Source organism: Dyella tabacisoli (assembly GCF_003350925.1).
Classification (GTDB): Bacteria; Pseudomonadota; Gammaproteobacteria; order Xanthomonadales; family Rhodanobacteraceae; genus Dyella_C; species Dyella_C tabacisoli.
This window is the reverse complement of record NZ_KZ857175.1, coordinates 238,926-257,647: the sequence shown is the minus strand read 5'-3', so window position 1 is coordinate 257,647 and position 18,722 is coordinate 238,926. Positions and strand designations below refer to the sequence as shown.

The window sequence follows — 18,722 nt, the reverse complement described above, 5'->3', positions numbered from 1 at the left end:
ACCTACCTGCGCGACTGGCCGTTTAAATCCGCCAGCAGCACCATGAGTTTCCTCGAAAGCTCGGCACGCTCCTCGTCAGCGAGGAAGGCCCCGATCTCCAACACACGCCCATGCGACCTCAGCAGCAAACGACGGCGTGGATGATCGAGCCGCCCGTTATCTAGCCCGAACTGCACGCGTACCCAATAGGGCTGGAAACGCATACAGCGCCGGCCTGGCAGAAATCGCACCTCCAGCGACGATTCGTCGAGGGTGATGCGCTCGCTGCGGTCGCCGGCTCGCCAAGCTATGCCTAGCGCGAAAGCTACTGCGGAGGACTCGACCAAGGCGAACAGCGGGGCAAATACATTCCCCTGCCACGCGCCCAGCCCGGCCGTTGTCAGCGCCAATGCCGCCAGCCCCCCGATCAAACAACGCAGCCCGCGCCGACTGAGTGCGCGATTGGGCTTGAGCCACAACGTCACGCACGGCAAGCCGGCAGAAGCTGGTCGAAGCACGATCATGGGGATCCGGCGTGCCTGGAACGCGCGAATGATAGGCCGCAGCGGCCAAACGGGCAAGAATGACGCACCCACTTGACGTGATTCATTCGCTCACAGCGCGGTTATCTGGCCGCTATCGGGGTAAAAATGGCCGGGACGACGGAAGCTGGCGCCCGATCCAAGGATGCCGGCCCAAGCTGGCGGGTGCGACACTTTGTCCAAAACGCGAAGGGCGCACATTCGTGCGCCCTTTTGTTTCGACTTACCGGCGGGGCACGCCCCGGCCGTGATTAATGCCGCATGCCATGCAGTGAATTACCCGCTTCGACCAGACCGTTGTAGGCCTTGGTCGCGCTGCCGGGGCTACCCTCGACCATCCAGTCGGAGCCTGGCTTGAGCATCATTTTGTCGCCCTCGGTATAAGCGACGTTGTCGCGAATACGGCGAATCCGCTCCTTGGTCGCCTTGCGGTAGGTCTCCGTCGCCGAGACATAGCCACTCCAGAACATCGGGGCTTCATCTTTGTGTGCCGTGGCATAAGCCAATAGCTCGTCGGCGCTTTTTTCGTAGGCATCCTGCCGCTCGGCTGCCTTGGCGGCATCGAAGGTGTCGGCCTGGACCACACCGATTAGCTGTTTGGCCCGGAACATGCTGGCCATTTGCAGATAGGGCAAGGTCCGACCCTGCTCCTTCTCCAGCTTCTGCATGCGGGCCTCAAGCATGTGATCGTTTTGCACATCGAGCTCATCGGAGAACTTCTCGCTGGCCGCCTCGAATGCCTGCTTGCGCTCCATCAACTGCGGATGCAGTTGCTTGCCCTTGGCAAAGGCATCGTCCTTGTAGTTGCCACGGTCGTAATAGGTAAACGCATCTTGCACCACGGTATTCAGCGCATCGAGCGTCTGGAAATAGACCTTGCCATCGGCATCGAGCGCGGCCATGGCCGGCGCCTGGCTGGCTGCCTGCGCAAAATCCTTTTTGCACGACACCATGGCGGCAGGGTCGATCTGACTGGGACCGTAGACGATGGGCTCATTGCCGACCGGGCCGACCTTCATGTCTTTCACCCAGACGTCATAGCGGGTGAAGCTTTCGTGGGCGGAGCTGTCCAGGCGATTAAAGCATTCGATGTACAGCCCCAGTTTTTGCGATGTGGCCTGATCCGCATCCGACTCGGCGGCCGGCGCCTTGGCCGAAGCGGCGGCTGTCGTGCCGGCTGCAGTCGCGGCCGGCGCGGGCGCTTCCTTATTCGAGCAAGCCGCGAGCAAGGCGGTCAGGGCCAGTGCCAGTGTCGCGGCCGACAACGGCTTTATATGGGTAATACGCATAAGAGTAGAAGTCCTATTCCATTGGAGAGAGAAAGATCCGGGGCACCAACCCACACCCCCTGCTATGGCTTGGCGCGCCGGCGACATTACACTAGGCAGCTTCGCTTCACCTCCCACTTCACCCCACGCCTGCGCAGGATGACTCCCCCGCTGTGAGCCAGATCATCTTCTCCGAACTCCCCACCGGCACCGAGCCGGCCCGTGCGCGCATTACGGCGGCCTGGCTGCGCGACGAAACCGAAGCGGTCAACGACCTGCTCACGCAGGCCACGCTGGCGCCTGCCGAACGCGAAAAAGTGATCGACCTCGCGGCCGACCTAGTCAGCCGGGTACGCACCCGCGCCAAGGATCAAAGCGCGGTCGAATCGTTCATGCGCCAGTACGACCTTTCTTCCGAGGAAGGCGTGCTGCTGATGTGCGTGGCCGAAGCGCTGCTGCGCATCCCCGATTCGGCCACCGCCGATAAGCTGATTCGCGACAAGCTCGGCGACGCCGACTGGAAAAAGCACCTCGGCCAAAGCGAGTCGCTGTTCGTCAACGCCTCCACCTGGGGCCTGATGCTGACCGGCAAGCTGGTCAACCTGGCCGAAGACACCCGCCACGACTTTGCCAGCGCCTTGCGCCGGCTGGTCGGCCGGGCCGGTGAGCCGGCTATCCGTCTAGCCGTGCGTCAGGCCATGCGCATCATGGGGCATCAATTCGTGATGGGTCGCACCATCAACGAGGCGCTGGACCGCTGTGCAAAGAAGGAATACGCGATGTATCGCTATTCCTACGACATGCTGGGCGAGTCGGCGCTGACCAGCGAAACGGCTGAGCGCTATCAGCAGGACTACCGCAACGCGATTGCCGCCATCGGCGCGCGCGGGCCGTTCGCCAATCACACCGACGCGCCGTCGATCTCGGTCAAGCTGTCCGCGCTGCATCCGCGCTACGAAGTGGCCAACCGCGCCCGTGCACGCCGCGAGCTCACCGAAAAGTTGCTGGAGCTGTCGCAACTGGCGATGAAGTACGGCATCGCGCTGTCGGTAGACGCCGAGGAGGCCGATCGCCTGGAGCTGTCGCTGGACATCCTCGGCGATGTGTTCGCGCATCCTTCGCTGGAGGGCTGGAACGGCCTGGGCATCGTGGTGCAGGCCTACGCCAAGCGCACGCCGTTCGTGATCGACTGGCTGGTCGAAACCGCCCGCGCCAGTGGCCGCCGCTGGTATGTGCGCCTGGTGAAGGGCGCGTATTGGGACGCCGAGATCAAGCGCGCGCAAGAAAACGGCCTGCCCGGTTACCCGGTGTATACCCGCAAGCCGAACACCGACGTGTCTTATCTGGCCTGCGCCAACCGCCTGTTCAACGCCGGTAGCGCATTGATCTATCCGCAGTTCGCTACGCATAACGCGCACACCATCGCCGCGGTACATCACCTGGCGCAGGGACGTCCATATGAGTATCAGCGCCTGCACGGCATGGGTACGGATCTCTATGCCGAAGTGATCGGTGCGAAGAATTTGAACGTGCCTTGCCGCGTGTACGCTCCGGTCGGCAGCCACGAAGATCTACTGCCCTATCTGGTGCGCCGCCTGCTCGAAAACGGCGCCAACACCAGCTTCGTCAATCGGGTGGTGGACGAGAGCGTGCCGGTGCGCGAACTCGTTGCCGACCCCTGCGAAACCGTTCGTGCTTTTGCCTCTATCCCGCACCCGCGCATCCCGCTGCCGGTGAATCTCTACGGTGAACTTCGGAAAAATTCCATGGGCGTCAACTTTGCCAACGATAACGAACTGAAAGCCCTCGCCGAGGCGGTTGCCGCGAAGTCCGGGCCATGGAGCGCCAGCCCGCTGGTGCCGGGCGCCAACAGCACCGGCGCCTCTGTGCAGGTGACCAACCCGGCCGACCGTCGCCAGGTCGTCGGCAGCTACGTCACCGCCGACAGCGGCACCGTGGATAAAGCGCTGGCCAATGCCGTCGCCGCTCACCACAACTGGGATCGCCTGCCCGCCGCCAGTCGTGCGGCGATCCTCGAACACGCCGCCGAACAGCTCGAAGCCCGTCGCGGCGAATTCATCGCGCTGTGCGTACGCGAAGCCGGCAAGAGCGTGCCCGACGCGATCGCCGAGATCCGCGAGGCCGCCGACTTTCTGCGCTACTACGCCACCATGGCGCGCCGCCTGTTTGGCCATCCAGAACAGTTGCCCGGCCCCACCGGCGAAAGCAACCAGCTATTTCTCAACGGTCGCGGCGTGTTCGTCTGCATCAGCCCGTGGAATTTCCCGCTGGCGATCTTTCTTGGCCAGGTCAGTGCCGCGCTCGCCGCCGGCAATGCCGTCATCGCCAAGCCGGCCGAGCAGACCTCGCTGATCGGCTATGCCGCGGTGAAGCTGCTGCACGACGCCGGGGTGCCGGCCGACGTGCTGCAATACCTGCCCGGCGACGGCGCCACCGTCGGTGCCGCACTGACCCGCGACCCGCGCATCGCCGGCGTGGCCTTCACCGGCTCTACCGACACCGCCTGGGCCATCAACCGCTCGCTGGCCGCGCGTAATGCGCCGATTGCCGCGCTGATCGCCGAAACCGGTGGCCAGAACGCGATGATCGCCGACTCCTCGGCGCTGCCCGAGCAAATCGTCAAAGACGTGATCGCTTCGGCCTTCCAGTCCGCCGGCCAGCGTTGCTCCGCCGCACGCGTGCTGTTCGTGCAGGAAGACATCGCCGACAAGGTAGCCGCCATGCTGACCGGCGCCATGGCCGAGCTGAAGGTCGGCGACCCCGGCCTGCTCTCGACCGATGTCGGCCCGGTGATCGACGAAGATGCCAAGAAACTCCTGGTCGACCATGCCGCGCGCATGGACAAAGAAGCCAAGAAGATCGGCGAAGTGGCGCTTGATCCGGCGCTCACCGGTCACGGCACCTTCTTCGCTCCGCGCGCCTACGAGATCGCCTCGCTCGGTGTGCTGCAACGCGAAGTGTTCGGCCCGGTACTGCACCTGATCCGCTGGAAAGCCAGCGAGTTGGCCAAGGTGGTCGACGAGATCAACGCCACGGGTTACGGCCTTACGCTGGGCATCCATAGCCGCATCGACGACACGGTGGAGTTCATCCAGAGCCGTGCCCGCGTCGGCAACTGCTACGTCAACCGCAATCAGATCGGCGCGGTGGTCGGCGTGCAGCCGTTCGGCGGTGAAGGCCTGTCCGGCACCGGCCCGAAAGCCGGCGGCCCGCACTACCTGCTGCGTTTCGCCGGCGAGCGCACACTCACCATCAACACCACGGCCGCCGGCGGCAACGCTTCGTTGCTGACCATCGGCGAGTAATTCTGCCCAGCTTTGCCACCCCTCCCCCCTGCGCACGGGGGAGGGGTGGGGAGGGGTAAGCGGGGTGGTGCACCGCGCCAACCACCTCGGCATCACACGTGCTAGAACATGCGCAACTGGCGGGGGCCGGTATCGGGGGGTGACATGTCCATGGCACAGGCAGCCAGCAGAACGGCTCGACATCTGCCGCATCCCTATGAGCACGATCCGCGCTATCTGGCGGCCGACATCTCGCCGAATATCCCCGTTCACCTGATCGAACGAGCGCGTGCGCGCGGCATCTGTTGCGACTCGTGGTTCAGCGGACTTTCGCTGAGTCACGCCCAACTCAACGACCCCACCTTGCGCGTCTCTTATCGGCAAGCACGCACCTTGGTCCTGCGCGCGCTCGATGCTTTGCGCGAACCTGCCCTGGGGTTGGCGATCGGCCGCAACGAAACCATCGGCAGTTTTGGCCTGCTGGGCCTGGCAATGATGACCTCGCGCACCTTCGGCGACGCCATGCGCGTAGGCATTGAGAACCACCGCGTCTGCGGCAGCCTGCTTGATGTGGATTTCGCCGTCATCGACGAACACAGCGTAGCGGTGCAAACCTGGCCGCGCTTTGGCGAAGTCGAGCTGCTGCCGTTTCTATGCGAGGAGCTGTTTTCCAGCTCGCTGGCGATCGCCCGTGAATTGATCGGCCAGTCATTGACGCCGATCCGCATGGAGCTGACCTATCCCGCACCGCCTTATGCCGAGCAATACAGTGCGCTGTTCCAATGCGAGGTACGCTTCGGCGCGCCGTACAACCGCATCCTCGTCGATGCGAGCTGGCTGGCCCATCCACTACCCAGTTACAACCCCCTGACCTCGCGCCAAGCCTCGGCGTTGTGTACTCAGCAGCTAAGCGCACGCAGCCATGACGGTGAAATCGTCGGCTCGGTCGAACGACTATTGCGCAGCCGCCTGCGCGAGCATCCACGACTGATCGAAGTAGCCCGCACGCTCCATCTCAGCGAACGCTCCTTACGCCGCAAACTCGCCGAAAGCGGGCGCGTATTCCGTGAGATCCATGACCGCGTGCGCGCAGAACGAGCTTTTGAACTGCTACGCGCCCAGCAACTCAGTGTTGCCGATATCGGTAGCGAACTCGGCTTCAGCGATCCGCGCGAATTCCGCCGGGCATTTAAACGCTGGACCGGCATCTCGCCGCAAAGCGCACGCCGAGAAGCCAGGCCCGTGCGAGACCACGTTCTACCAAGGTAATCGGACCCAGGTTGGCCGCTTTGCCCCCCTCTTGCGCTACTGCCGCCCTCCCGCTGCCCACATAAGTTAAGCCAGAGTGATGGCTTGGCCGCCGACGCGCGGCATTCGCAAGGCCTGGGGAGGCTCAATCACATGCGCAAGAAATTACTATGCGTTGCGTTGGGGACGATTGCTGTGGGGGCGACGCTAACCGGTTGCGGTAAAGGCCAGCCTGTCGCGCAAAACCAAAGCGACCTGACCTTCCAGGCCAAACTGCAACAGCAACTGCTGGATGCCAAGCCAGGCAGCGTGATCGAGATTCCCGCCGGCCACTACGCCCTCAACCGTGGTTTAAGCCTGCGCACCGATGGCGTCACGATCCGTGGCGCCGGCATGGACAAGACCGTGTTGTCGTTCAAGGGACAGGTGTCCGGCCCCGAGGGGCTGCTCGTCAATGCCAATGACTTCACTATCGAAAACCTTGCCCTGGAAGACACCAAGGGCGATTCGCTGAAGATCAATCAAGGCAAGAACATCACCATTCGCGGCGTGCGAGTGGAGTGGACCGGCGGCCCGCAGACCAGCAACGGCGCCTACGGCCTGTACCCGGTGAAAACGCAGAATGTGCTGATCGAAGACTCGGTCGTCATCGGCGCTTCCGACGCCGGCATTTATGTCGGTCAATCGCACAACATCGTGGTGCGCCGCAATCGCGCCGAATTCAACGTCGCCGGCATCGAGATCGAGAACTCGATCAATGCCGACGTCTACGAAAACACCGCGACCAAGAACACCGGCGGCATTCTGGTGTTCAACATGCCCAATCTGTCGCAGGCCGGTTATGCCACGCGCGTATTCAAGAACAAGGTGTTCGACAACAACACTGACAATTTCGCCGCCAAGGGCGCAGCGGTAGCCAGCGTGCCGCGCGGCTCGGGCGTGGTGGTGAACTCCAACGACAAAGTGGAGATCTTCGACAACGACATTGCCAACCATCAAACCACCAACGTCATTATTTCCAGTTACTTCTCGACCAATTACTACAACGCCAAGGGTGTTGCAGCCGACTACAACCCGTACCCGAAGGGCATTTACGTCTACGGCAACCGCTTCAGCGGTGGCGGCGATGTGCCTGACGGCATGAAGTTCAAAGTGCTGAAAACCGCGGTGTACGGCCTCAATGGCCACTTCCCCGATGTGTTGTGGGACGGCTATGCAGACGCCAAGTCGCTAGTGAACGGACTGCCGCCGGCGAATGACCGCATTTGTATCGAAGGCGCCAGCGGCGTGCTCAATGCCGATGGTCCCAACGATTACAAAAACCCCAGCACCGACACCAAGCCCTATCAATGCACGCTGCCGAAGCTGCCGGCGGTGGTGCTGGACCCGGCACCGAAAACCTGATGCTGACGAAAGTGGATTCGATGGCCTTGTTTTCGAAAAACCGGTGGCTACGCATACTCATCATGTTCGCCTTGGCGGTGCCGGCTTTATTACTGACGGCATGCAGCAATCAGATGCAGCCGGTGGCGTTCCAAGCCGATGGGCGACCACTCAAGCTCAGCGACTGGCATGTGGTGGAAGCACGCGACGGCAAACTGGTGTTGAACCAGGGCGTGGTGCCGTATGACCTCAACACGCCCTTGTTCACCGACTACGCGCATAAGCTGCGCACGATCTGGATGCCCAAGGGCGTGTCGGCGACATACGACCCCGTCGATACCTTCGATTTTCCAGTCGGCACCATCATCAGCAAGACTTTCTACTACCCAAAAGTTGGCGGCAAGGACGGCAACCCAAGCGATGTCGCACGCAGCTACGACAGCTCGCACGACTTCGCCGGCGAAGGCCTGGATCTGGCGCAAGTGCACCTGGTCGAGACACGCATCCTGGTGCGCCGTAGCGATGGCTGGGCCGCCATGCCCTATGTGTGGAACGATGCGCAAACCGAGGCCAGCCTGGCGCGCACCGGCGCGGTGCTGCCGCTGACCCTGGTTGGCGCAGGCAGCACACGTGAGGATTTCAACTACGTCGTGCCGGATGAAAGCCAGTGCGCCAGTTGCCATGCGCAAGATTGGATCAGCCGCAAAATCCACCCCATCGGCCCGAAAGCACGTCATCTCAACCGAGATTACCGCTATGCCCAAGATAGCGAGAATCAGCTCGAACATCTGATGAAGGTGGGCTATCTCAGCGGCGCGCCAGCACCGGCTTCGGCACCGCGCAATGCCAACTGGATGGACACCCACGCCTCGCTCGACGCACGTGCACGCGCTTACCTGGACATCAATTGCGGCCACTGCCACAACCCGAAAGGTGCGGCAAACACAACCGCGCTGACGCTCGACATAAGCGCAGCAGCGGATCGCCATCTAGGCGTCTGCAAACCACCCGTCGCCGCCGGTCGCGGCACCGGCGATCACTTTTTCGACATCGTGCCGGGCAAGCCTGACGACTCGATCCTGCCCTATCGCATGGCATCGGCCGATCCCGGCGAAATGATGCCGGAGATCGGCCGCAGCACGGTGCATCGTGAAGGGGTGGCACTTATCAAAGCCTGGATCGCGGAGCAGTCGGGGAGCTGCATCACGATCCATTAAAAGCGAGCCGCTTCCCTGCAGACAGGGGAGACAGTTCATCGCATTGCGTCACGACAACGATTGAGGGGAGATACCGGAATGAGCATTCGTCAACGTCCGCTGACCACCTGTTTGCGCAGGCTGCTACTGGGAAGCACGGTATTGCTGTGCGGTACGCATGCCGCATGGGCCGCCGACCCGCAGAGCAGTACGGACACTGACAAGCCCCAGGCCGCCGACCCGGCCAAGGCCAAACTGCTCGGCAATATCACCGTTACCGCGCAAAGCCGCAGTCAGGAAATGCAGGCCGTACCGATTCCGCTGCAAATCCTCACTGCCCAGCAAATGGACACCCATACGGCCACCGATCTGAGCAAGATCGACATCTTCATTCCTGGCCTGGTGGTGAGTGCCACGCAGCCGACCCAGCCCAACTATCAACTGCGCGGCATCTCCACCAGCGATTTCGGCATCGGCACCGAATCGGCGGTGGGCGTGTATGTGAACGGTGTTTATGCCGCGCGCTCCGGTGGCGCCTTGCTCGCCTTCAACGATATTCAGCGCATCGAAGTATTGAAGGGTCCGCAAGGCACCTTGTTCGGCCGCAACGCCGCCGCCGGCGCGATCTCCATCATTACCAATGAGCCCAGCGACCGCTTCGAAGGTAAGGCCCGCGTGCGCCTTGGCAACTATGGCAAGCGCTATGCCGATGCCTTGTTGAACATCCCGATCAACCAGGACATGGCCTTCCGTTTCAGCGTGCTGGACAACCAGAGCAACGGCTGGATCAAAGACGCCGCCACTGGCAAGCATTACGGCAAGGACGACGATTGGGGCACCCGCGCCGTGTTGCGCTGGAACATCACCCCCGATACCCGCGTGCTGCTGTCGTGGGATCACGAAAAACTCAAGCAACCGCCACACCCGGCGATCGGCCTGATCCCGATGCCTGGCGATCCCAGCCAGCGCCCGCCGTTTCCGCCTGACCCGTCAACGTATCTCAACCCGCTGCATGCGCCACTCTTCAACGATGCCGTCGGTGCCGCCGAAACACGCCGATTCGACGGCGTCACGCTGTCACTCGACCACTCGTTCAGTTGGGGCAGCCTGGTTTCCACCACGGCCTGGCGCGGTTTCAACACCTTCAATCGCGGTGACTACGACGGCACCAATCGCATCACCTCGTATCTCGATACCACCAATGTCGAGCACAACAACAGTTGGTATCAGGAGTTCAAACTTTCCGGCAACACAGGCATCGCCGACTGGGTCGGCGGCATCAGCTATTACCAAGAGCAAGCGCGGCAAACCAGCCAGACCAATACCTATACCGACAGCATCGACACCATCGCGCAAAACGTGATGGGCGCAGGCACTCCGCTGACCGATATCAGCAACGGCCTGGCCGCGATGGGCCTGCCCTATAGCTTGCTCGGCGATCCATGGCATGAAGCGATCAGCAATATCGGTCACTTCAAGGCCTATGCGGCGTTTGGCGATGTGATCTGGCATATCAACGATCGCTTCAACATCACCACCGGCATCCGTTACACGCGCGACCAGAAGACCTTCTCCTGGTACAACATGCCGCGTCGCGCCGACCAGTTCGACGCTACCGTGCAGGCACTCAATCAAGCGGGCGTCATCGGCATGCTGCCGCCCGATGCCCAGGCCGCCTTGGCCGCCTTCGGCAACAACGTTATTTTCACCGACGCCATAGGCACGCCGGTGCAATACAAGAACACCTGGAACAACCTCAGCCCGCGTGTAGTCGTGGACTATAAGTTCACCCCCGACGTAATGGGCTACGCCTCGGTCACCAAGGGTTATAAGGCCGGCGGCTTCAACAGCGTGCAGGTCGGTTCGCGCTTTGCGCCCGAGAAAGTCATTAACTACGAGGCTGGCGTGAAAACGCTGTTCCCCGAACAAAACCTGCTGCTCAATGCCTCGGTCTACTACTACCGTTACGACAACAAGCAATCCTTGGTGCTGGACCCCAACAGTGCCGGCTCGGGCGTGCCGCGCTACCTGGTCAATAGTGCAAACCAGGAAGCCAAGGGCCTGGAATTCGAGGCCCTCTGGCAGCCGGTAGATGCGCTCAAGCTCAATCTGGTCGGCAGTTATATCGATGCCACTTATCGCAAAGCACATGCCGATTCCGGCGCCGACCTGAGCGGACAACCTACCGGCGAACCACGATTCTCCTTTGCCGGCGGACTGACCTATAGCTGGCACAACGTGCTCAACGGCAACCTCGACTTCAACCTGTCGCAGGCCTATCGCGGTCGCGCACGCTGCAATACCGATTCGCAACTGCAAGGCCAGTGCTCGGCCAGCCCGAACTTTCGGATCGGCACGGCAACCCAGCGCACCGATGCACGGCTGGACTGGAGCTCGGCAGGCAATCGCTGGGGTGCTGCCTTGTTCGTCAACAACCTGTTCAATCGTCGCTATGTGACCGGCATCGATAACATCAGCGCCACGGTCTTTGGTACACCGTATGCTTCGATCACACCGCCACGTATGTGGGGGGTCGAGTTACGCGCCAAGTTTTAAGAGCCCGTTCGCCATGAGGTCGAGATCAAGATGAGTAACAGCACACCCACCCAATGCCTGCAACGGATGCGCGAGGCACATGCGCGCGCGCCGTTGCCGGCATGGCCGGCACGCGCCGCACGGCTGCGTGCGCTACAGACACTCATCATCGAGCATCGCGCCGATATCGCCGCCGCTATCCATACGGATTTTGGCTGCCGGCCCAGCGAAGAAACCGAGCTGCTCGAAATATTTCCCAGCCTCTCCGCGATCCGCCATACGTTGCGTCATGGCCGCCGCTGGATGAAGCCCCGGCGACGGTTCGCCGGCATGGCCTTTCTACCGGCGCGCATCGAGCAGCGGCCACAGCCGTTAGGGGTGGTCGGCATTGTCGTGCCATGGAACTACCCGCTTTATCTGGCCACCGGCCCGATGATCGACGCACTGGCCGCCGGCAATCGCGTCATGGTCAAGATGAGCGAATACACGCCGGCTTTCTCGACCTTGTTCGCGCAACTCATCGCGCGCTATTTCAACGCCGACGAAGTCCACGTAGTGAACGGCGATGCCGAGGTGGCGCAAGCTTTCGTCGCCCTGCCATTCGATCATTTGTTGTTCACCGGCTCCACCGCCGTAGGCCGCCACGTGATGCGCGCCGCCGCCGCCAACTTGACCCCGGTGACGCTAGAGTTGGGCGGCAAATCGCCCGCCATCATCGGCCCCGGCGCACGCATGGATCACGCGGTGGAGCGCATCCTCATCGGCAAGATGTTCAACGCCGGTCAAACCTGCATCGCCCCCGACTATGTCTTGCTACCGCGCGAACACATCGGAGATTTCACGGCCACCGCGCGCAGCACCCTCGCGCGCCTGTATCCGGCGCTGAAGAGCAACGCACAATACGCCAGCATCGCCTCAGATCGGCAATATCAACGATTGCTCGCGCTGCGCGATGGCGCGGTCGCAGCCGGCGCCCGCCTGGAATCGCTCAGTGAAGCCATCGACGAGCCGGCACGTCGGCTACTTCCGCCGGCCTTGCTGACCGGTGTGCGCGACGACATGGCCGTGATGCAAGAAGAAATCTTCGGCCCGTTGCTCCCGCTGGTGCCCTACGACACCGTGGACGAAGCCATCGCCTACATCAACGCTCATCCACATCCGTTGGCGCTGTATCTGTTCGAGCACGATCGGGCGACGGTCGAACGCGTGCTGTCGCACACCCAGGCCGGCGGTGTCACCGTCAACGACACGCTGTATCACATCGCCCAGCATGGCCTGGCTTTTGGCGGCGTCGGCCCATCGGGTATCGGCGGCTATCATGGCGAAGCCGGTTTTCGCACCTTCTCGCATATCAAGCCGGTATTTCACCAGGCCCGACTCAACGGCGCCGGCCTGCTCAATCCGCCTTATGGCGCGCGCTTTCGGCGCATGCTGAAGTTGCTGCTGCGGCACGGCTGAAACACAACCGGACCATAAAAAAACCTCCCCGCTTGCACGGGGAGGTTTTGTTTTCTGCAGCGTCGCGTGACGACGTTATTGCTTAGAACTTGTACTGCGCCGAGATGCTCAGCAGGTTGCCGTAATCATCCGATTCGCCAGTCAGCACATCGCCGGTCGAGCTAACGGCGCCATTCATATGCGCGCTGTTGACGAAGACATGCACGTAGGACGCATTCAACTCAAAGTTCTTGCTGGCCTTGTAACCCACACCGAAGGCAAGCCACTTGCGAGTCGAATCGGGCACGCGCGGGCTGCGGGTGGAGGCATGGGTCGGCGTGGTGTCGATGGCGATACCGCTACGCAGGGTGATCTTGTCGTCGAGGTAGTAATCGCCACCGATCGACGCGAACCAGGAGTTTTTCCACTGGTAGTTTTCTGCGCTCGGCGGCTGCGCCGAGTTGGCAAAATTCACCTGGAGCTTCTTGAACTCGCTCCACTGGGTCCAGGACAGATCCATACCGAGGCCGAATTTCTCGTCCTGGTGCCAGAAGCTCAAACCTGCCGTGGCCGGCGTCGCGAAGGCAGCCGTGCCGGTCGTGTGCTGGAACGGCACACCGCCGCCAAGCAAGGCACCAACGGTCGGATTGCTCAGCAAGGCCTGCACATTGGTCGGCACGGTGAAGTTGCCGGTGCCTTCGATCGTGTGCGAGATCTTGCCGCGGTAGTTGAAGGCGAACTTGTCGTTGGGGGTCAGCTTCCAGAAGGCACCGACCTGATAGCCGTAGGCCCAGTCGTCGCCCTTGATGCGGGCGGTGCCATCCGAACCCTGCGGCACGATCGCGCTGACCTGCTGTGCCAGCGCCCCGGCTTGCGCCGGACTGATCTTGCCGGCCGCGGCAGCTTGCTGGATCACGCCCAGGCCGACCATGTTGTAGTTGATCGCGCTGGTCAGTTCGGCCGCAGTCTTCTGCGCAATACCGCTGACGCCCACGGCGAAGGTGTCAGTAATGTCATACGACAGCGACAGTGTGGCGTCGTAGGACTCGAACTTGGACTTGATGCCGTTGTAGCGACCGACCCAGTTATTGTCGTATTCGGTCTGGAAACCGAACGGCACCGAGAGGCCGCCACCGATATGCCAACGGTCGCCAAGCTGAGTGACGACAAACAACGCCGGCACCGGCAGCGTGGTGCCGGCATCGCCGCCGTTACCGCCGCTGATCGGACGACCCAAAGCGTCATGGGCCGAACCGCTGAACTTGGTGCTGAAGTTGATGGCGGTGACATCGGCCTGGAAATAAGTGCCTTTGAGCTCGGTCATCGCGGCCGGGTTGTTGACCGCGACCGAGGCGTCGCCACCGGCGGTGGCGGAGCCGGCAAAGGCGCGGCCCATGCTCTTGGCACTGTTTTCTTTGAGCTGGAAGGCACTGGCTTGTGCATTGCGCGGCGCAGCCAGGGCGCCAACGATAGCCAGGCTCAGTGCGGCAACCGCGAACGGGTGCGCAACACGCGATATGTTTGGGAAAGACATCTGCATCGATTTGCTCCTGCTTATCGTTGATCCGGCTCGAATATCTTGCGAGGGGCTGGGGCTTGACCGCAGGCTGGATTCATACGCGCGTTTGATACCCCTGGCCGGCACTGTGCCGCCTCGGATAAAGGCATGCAAGTGCAGTTGCAGCAATTTCGTGGTGGATAGGGTTCGTTGCCTGCCGTTGCCTCATCAATGTCGGAAGATCGCGGGAGTGGGCCGTGGCGGCGCCACCCACCGTTTTTGCCACTTGTATTTTCAACGTTAAAAGTCCGCGCAACGACTTAATGCTGGCTTCACTTCCTCGTACTGCACGCATGTTTACCCCGCCCCGCTTAGGGCCGCAGGCTGTTACGCTTTACTGCCTGCGCCGACGCTTGTGCGTCCAGCGCTTTTCGTCGCTGTCGGGTACTCACCTATGCATTGTTTCGTCTATGCCAGCCTGCGCAAGGCCGACACGTATCTATGGTTAGCCAAGCGTGATGACTTCAACGTGATGTCGGAGTCATTGGCGCAGTTGCTCGGCGGTTTGCGCTTCGTGATGGAAATGGAACTGAGCGAACAGCGTCGCCTGCCGCAGGAGGATGCCCGGCAAGTGCTGACGCACCTGCGCAACCAAGGCTGGCATCTGCAGCTACCGCCGAAAGAAACCCTCGCGAGTGCCAATCACCTCGCCTATAAAAGCGCTCCGCAGAGCGACCGCAGTCACTAAACCGCTCTACTCGCCGATCGCCTAGCTGATCTCTGTTAACAAAGGATTACCGTCTGATCGTCGGACGATTCCTATACTGCCGCCCATGTCCGAACCCAAATCGCGCCGCCGCCCGCCAACCCTCCTCAAAGCCCTTGCCTGGTTCGTGCCCGGTTTGATCGCCGTGGCGCTCGCCGCGCTCGGCGCGCATCCACTGGCCCTGATCCCGCTACTGGCTGCCAACGCACTGACCATGGCAGCGGTTTGCCATGCGATCGGCTTTGATCCCGAGCCGCGTTTTGGCCGCACCGTGTTACGTCGAGGCGCAGCGCATCTGGTGATGTTTACCGGTTATGTCGCCCTGGTGTTTCTGTTGATCGCCTGGCCCATGTTGAAACTCAACCAGGAGCACGGCCTCGGCGCTACCTTGATGCTGGCTGCGGCCCTGGTGCTTGCGCTCACCGCCTTGTGGCGCATATGGCCGGCATTCGGCCTGGTCTTCGTATGGGACGACGCTTATCCCGCAAAAAGCGATGGCTCGTGGATCTTCACCGCCACGGCACGCAGCATGGCCTTCGGCCGGCACCTGTCGCGCGAAGAGCGTTTTTTCACCCATTTCTTGCCGGCCGCGCTGGCGCTGCTGGTGCTGGCGTTTGGCGCCATCACGCTGACCGGCCTTTACGGCGCATTGCCGAACGAGCTGCGCATCAGCGCACTGGTGCTGTACGGCGTGGTGCTGCTGCCGCTGGGTTGCCTGGTGATCGCCAATCGCACCTTGCGCGCCCTGCTCTGCGAAAACCGCACACCCTTGCGCCGTCGGGCTGACAGCACTGACCAGCCTCGCCCACCGGCAACGGCCACCCTGCCGCCGCAATTAAGCGAAGAAGAACGCACCGCCGGCACCCCGGAGCAGGCGCAGGCACTGCTCCGAGCTACTCGCGAAAGCGACATCGAGCGCGCTATCGCGCTGGTCGAAGCCGGTGCCGATCCGAATACCGCGCCAGCCACCGGCGACCGCGATCAGCGTCCGGTACTCATGCTCGCCGCGCTCTTGCCCGATACGCGCCTGCTACGCGCGCTGATCGCCAAAGGCGCCGATGTGAACCGAGCCAGCGGCGGCCTCACGCCCTTGCTGGCCGCCACCCGCGACAGCCGGCATGGACGCGCCGAAGCGGTGATGACCCTGCTGGCCAACGGCGCCAACCCACTCGCCACCGACACGCAAGGCAACAGCTCATTGCACGGTGCGGCGCTTAGCGCCGAGCCGATTGTCGCGGCCATGCTGCTGGACGCCGCGGCACCCACCAACGTACTGAACCGTGCCGGCATCAGTCCGCTGGCGGCGGCTTGCCACGCCGCCAATTGGCCGCTGGTGAAATTTCTGCTGGAACACGGCGCCAAGCCGACCCCGCCCGATGGCGAACCCGCCCTGGTCGCCGCGGCAGGCATCGCCGACGACGATGTCGAAGGCGTGAAACTGCTGCTCAAGCATCGTGCCGCCGTGAATGCGGTAGACGCGCGCCATCGCAGCGCACTGATGACCGCCGCCGCCGAAGGCCACGAACAAATCGCCCGCGTGCTGCGCAACGCCGGCGCCGATGTCACGCTGACCGACCGTCACGGCAGCACCGCCTTGATGGAAGCCGCGCGTGCCGGCGCGGTCGGCATCGTGCAGTTGCTGGCTGAAGCGCAACCCGATGCGCGCGCGCGCGACAGCCACGGCCGCGACGCCCTGACCCTGGCCTGCCAATCGCCGCATGCCCACGCCGAAACCGTGCGCGCGCTGATCGCACTCGGCGCCGAACCCAAAGCCACCGGCAGCAATGGCCGCAGCGCGCTCGACCACGCCGCCGCCGCCGGCCGCTGGGATCTTGTCGCCCTGCTCGATCCAGAAACCCCGTTGCCGGCCAACCTCAGTTTGGACGCACTACCCGAAGGCGCCGACACGCCGGCGCATCTGCTCGACGCCTTGCGCTTCGGTCATTGGGCCATCGTCTCCACCTTCGTCCATCGCGTCCGCGACTGGCCGCAAGCCCAGTTGGCACAGCTCTATCTCGAACTGTCCGCCGCCGGGCAAAGCATGGCCCGTCGCTGGCTGCTCGATCACGCGTTGAGTCCCGAGGCACGCCTGCAGGCGCAGCTCATCGATGATGCGGAAACCGTCCATGCCACCGAACCGTCGCCCGCACCGCTGGGCCGGCGCCTGTTCGACGCCTTGTTGCAGCAACTGCCGGCGTCGACCGAGGCGATCGACGATCTGCTCCAGGCCGGCGCCAGCCCGGCCGGTGCCGGCTTGCTGGCGCAAGCACTGCTGCGGCTGAACGAGGGCGCCCAAGACGCCGCACTGCCGCTGGCTCTGCTCGAACGCGGCGCCGATCCTTTCGGCCCCGACGCACGTGAACGCACGCCGCTGCATCTGGCCGTCATCAATGGCCAGCTACCGCTACTGCAGGCCTTGCTCAATCGCGGCTGCAATCCCAATACCCGCGACCCCAACGGCCACACGCCGCTGTTCGCCGCGCTTGAGCATGGTGAAAAAGCGCTGCCGTTCGTGCGTGCATTGATCGCGCACGGCGCCGACCCCGAAGCTGTCGATGCCAATGGAGTCACCCCGCTGGGCCTGTCGCTGGAGCACAGCGAGATCGAGCGCTGGCTCAACTGGGGCGAATGGCCGCGGCCGCGTCGCCCGCTGCGCGCCGACGACCTGCCCGCTGCCGCGACCACCGGTGCACTGGTCGCGGTGGAACGCTTGCTAGAGCTAGGTTTTCCGGTAGACACCCGCGACCACAAAGGGGTCAGCGCGTTGTTGCATGCCTGCGGTGCAGGCCATCGCGAGGTCGCCGCGCGTCTGCTTGACGCCGGCGCCGATCCTGCCTTGACGGCCACCAATGGCATGACGCCGCTGGCCGCCGCCGTCGCGGCGCGGCGCGAGGCACTGGTCACGCTACTGCTGGAACGCGGCGTCAACGCCGACCAGCGCCTGCCCAGCGAAGCCACCGCATTGATGGTGGCCGCCAGCATGGGGTATCCAGAGATCGTCGAGAAACTGCTCGATGCCGGCGCCGACATCAACGCCGTCGACGCACGCGGCCATAGCGCACTGCACGCCGCCGCGCAGTTTGGCTTTGAGCACAACGATAGCCTGCGCGCGCATCGCTTATTCGACACCCTGCTCAAGCGCGAGGCCGGCATCAACCGCGCCGACAACGAAGGCACCACGCCACTGTTGCTCTTGCTTGGCGCGCAAGAGCGCCCTGGCAGCGCCTGCGATGCCACGCATATCGGCGCCCTGCTGCCGGTGCTGCTGGATGCCGGCGCGCAACTGGAACATGCCGACAAACGCGGTGTTACCGCCCTGCACGCCTGCGCCATGCATGCGTTGCTGCCACCTGCACGGGTATTGCTGGCACGGGGCGCCGATCGCAACGCCGTCGATGCGTTCGGCCGCACCGCCGCCGATGTAGCGCGCCAACTCGGCTATATCGATATCGCGCATGAATTGACCGCACGCAGCGGCGCCATTCCCAGCGTGCGGCAAATGCTGCGGCAGCCGGCGCAACCGGCGGATTGAGCGGCGGGTTGGCGTTAAGGGCCTTCACCCCCT

The 18,722-nt window shown here is 63.0% G+C and carries 11 protein-coding genes; 8 read left to right on the top strand and 3 right to left on the bottom strand.

The annotated features are described in order from the left end of the window. Nucleotides 1–2: 2 nt before the first annotated feature. Nucleotides 3–503 carry a DUF2244 domain-containing protein gene (locus tag DVJ77_RS08035; RefSeq protein ID WP_191983675.1) on the bottom strand — a complete coding sequence of 167 codons (501 nt, stop codon included), beginning with the start codon at nt 501–503 and terminating at the stop codon, nt 3–5. A 269-nt stretch (nt 504–772) separates the two neighbouring features. Beyond that, nucleotides 773–1,810, bottom strand: a complete 1,038-nt coding sequence (locus DVJ77_RS08030; RefSeq protein WP_162791412.1) for a YiiG family protein — start codon at nt 1,808–1,810, stop codon at nt 773–775. A 152-nt stretch (nt 1,811–1,962) separates the two neighbouring features. Between DVJ77_RS08030 and putA the strand changes: the two genes are divergently transcribed. From putA to DVJ77_RS08000, 6 genes are all read left to right on the top strand, one after another. Further along, nucleotides 1,963–5,115: a bifunctional proline dehydrogenase/L-glutamate gamma-semialdehyde dehydrogenase PutA gene (gene putA, locus DVJ77_RS08025; protein ID WP_114844965.1), complete on the top strand. Its 3,153-nt coding sequence runs from the start codon at nt 1,963–1,965 to the stop codon at nt 5,113–5,115. Nucleotides 5,116–5,259: 144 nt separating this feature from the next. Next, nucleotides 5,260–6,363: an AraC family transcriptional regulator gene (locus DVJ77_RS08020; protein WP_225427897.1), complete on the top strand. Its 1,104-nt coding sequence runs from the start codon at nt 5,260–5,262 to the stop codon at nt 6,361–6,363. Nucleotides 6,364–6,495: 132 nt separating this feature from the next. Continuing rightward, nucleotides 6,496–7,746 (top strand): parallel beta-helix domain-containing protein, encoded by a 1,251-nt coding sequence (locus DVJ77_RS08015; RefSeq protein WP_114844963.1) that lies wholly within the window; start codon nt 6,496–6,498, stop codon nt 7,744–7,746. After that, nucleotides 7,692–8,942: an SO2930 family diheme c-type cytochrome gene (locus DVJ77_RS08010; RefSeq protein ID WP_225427896.1), complete on the top strand. Its 1,251-nt coding sequence runs from the start codon at nt 7,692–7,694 to the stop codon at nt 8,940–8,942. The genes DVJ77_RS08015 and DVJ77_RS08010 overlap by 55 nt, the downstream gene beginning before the upstream one ends. 78 nt (nt 8,943–9,020) lie before the next feature. After that, nucleotides 9,021–11,477, top strand: a complete 2,457-nt coding sequence (locus DVJ77_RS08005; RefSeq protein ID WP_114844962.1) for a TonB-dependent receptor — start codon at nt 9,021–9,023, stop codon at nt 11,475–11,477. Nucleotides 11,478–11,507: 30 nt separating this feature from the next. Next, the gene (locus tag DVJ77_RS08000; protein ID WP_114844961.1) at nt 11,508–12,914 is read left to right on the top strand and encodes a coniferyl aldehyde dehydrogenase; all 1,407 of its coding nucleotides are present in this window, start codon (nt 11,508–11,510) and stop codon (nt 12,912–12,914) included. Between the two features lie 82 nt (nt 12,915–12,996). Here DVJ77_RS08000 and DVJ77_RS07995 read toward each other — a convergent pair whose 3' ends face one another. Further along, entirely contained in the window at nt 12,997–14,433 is a 1,437-nt protein-coding gene (locus DVJ77_RS07995; RefSeq protein ID WP_114844960.1) for an OmpP1/FadL family transporter, read from the bottom strand. 412 nt (nt 14,434–14,845) lie between these two features. Here DVJ77_RS07995 and DVJ77_RS07990 point away from each other — a divergent pair, with 412 nt between their 5' ends. Together DVJ77_RS07990 and DVJ77_RS07985 are read left to right on the top strand one after the other, a co-directional pair. Then, nucleotides 14,846–15,139, top strand: a complete 294-nt coding sequence (locus DVJ77_RS07990) for a YcgL domain-containing protein (RefSeq protein WP_114844959.1) — start codon at nt 14,846–14,848, stop codon at nt 15,137–15,139. An 85-nt stretch (nt 15,140–15,224) separates the two neighbouring features. Continuing rightward, the gene (locus tag DVJ77_RS07985) at nt 15,225–18,689 is read left to right on the top strand and encodes an ankyrin repeat domain-containing protein (protein ID WP_114844958.1); all 3,465 of its coding nucleotides are present in this window, start codon (nt 15,225–15,227) and stop codon (nt 18,687–18,689) included. Nucleotides 18,690–18,722 lie beyond the last annotated feature (33 nt).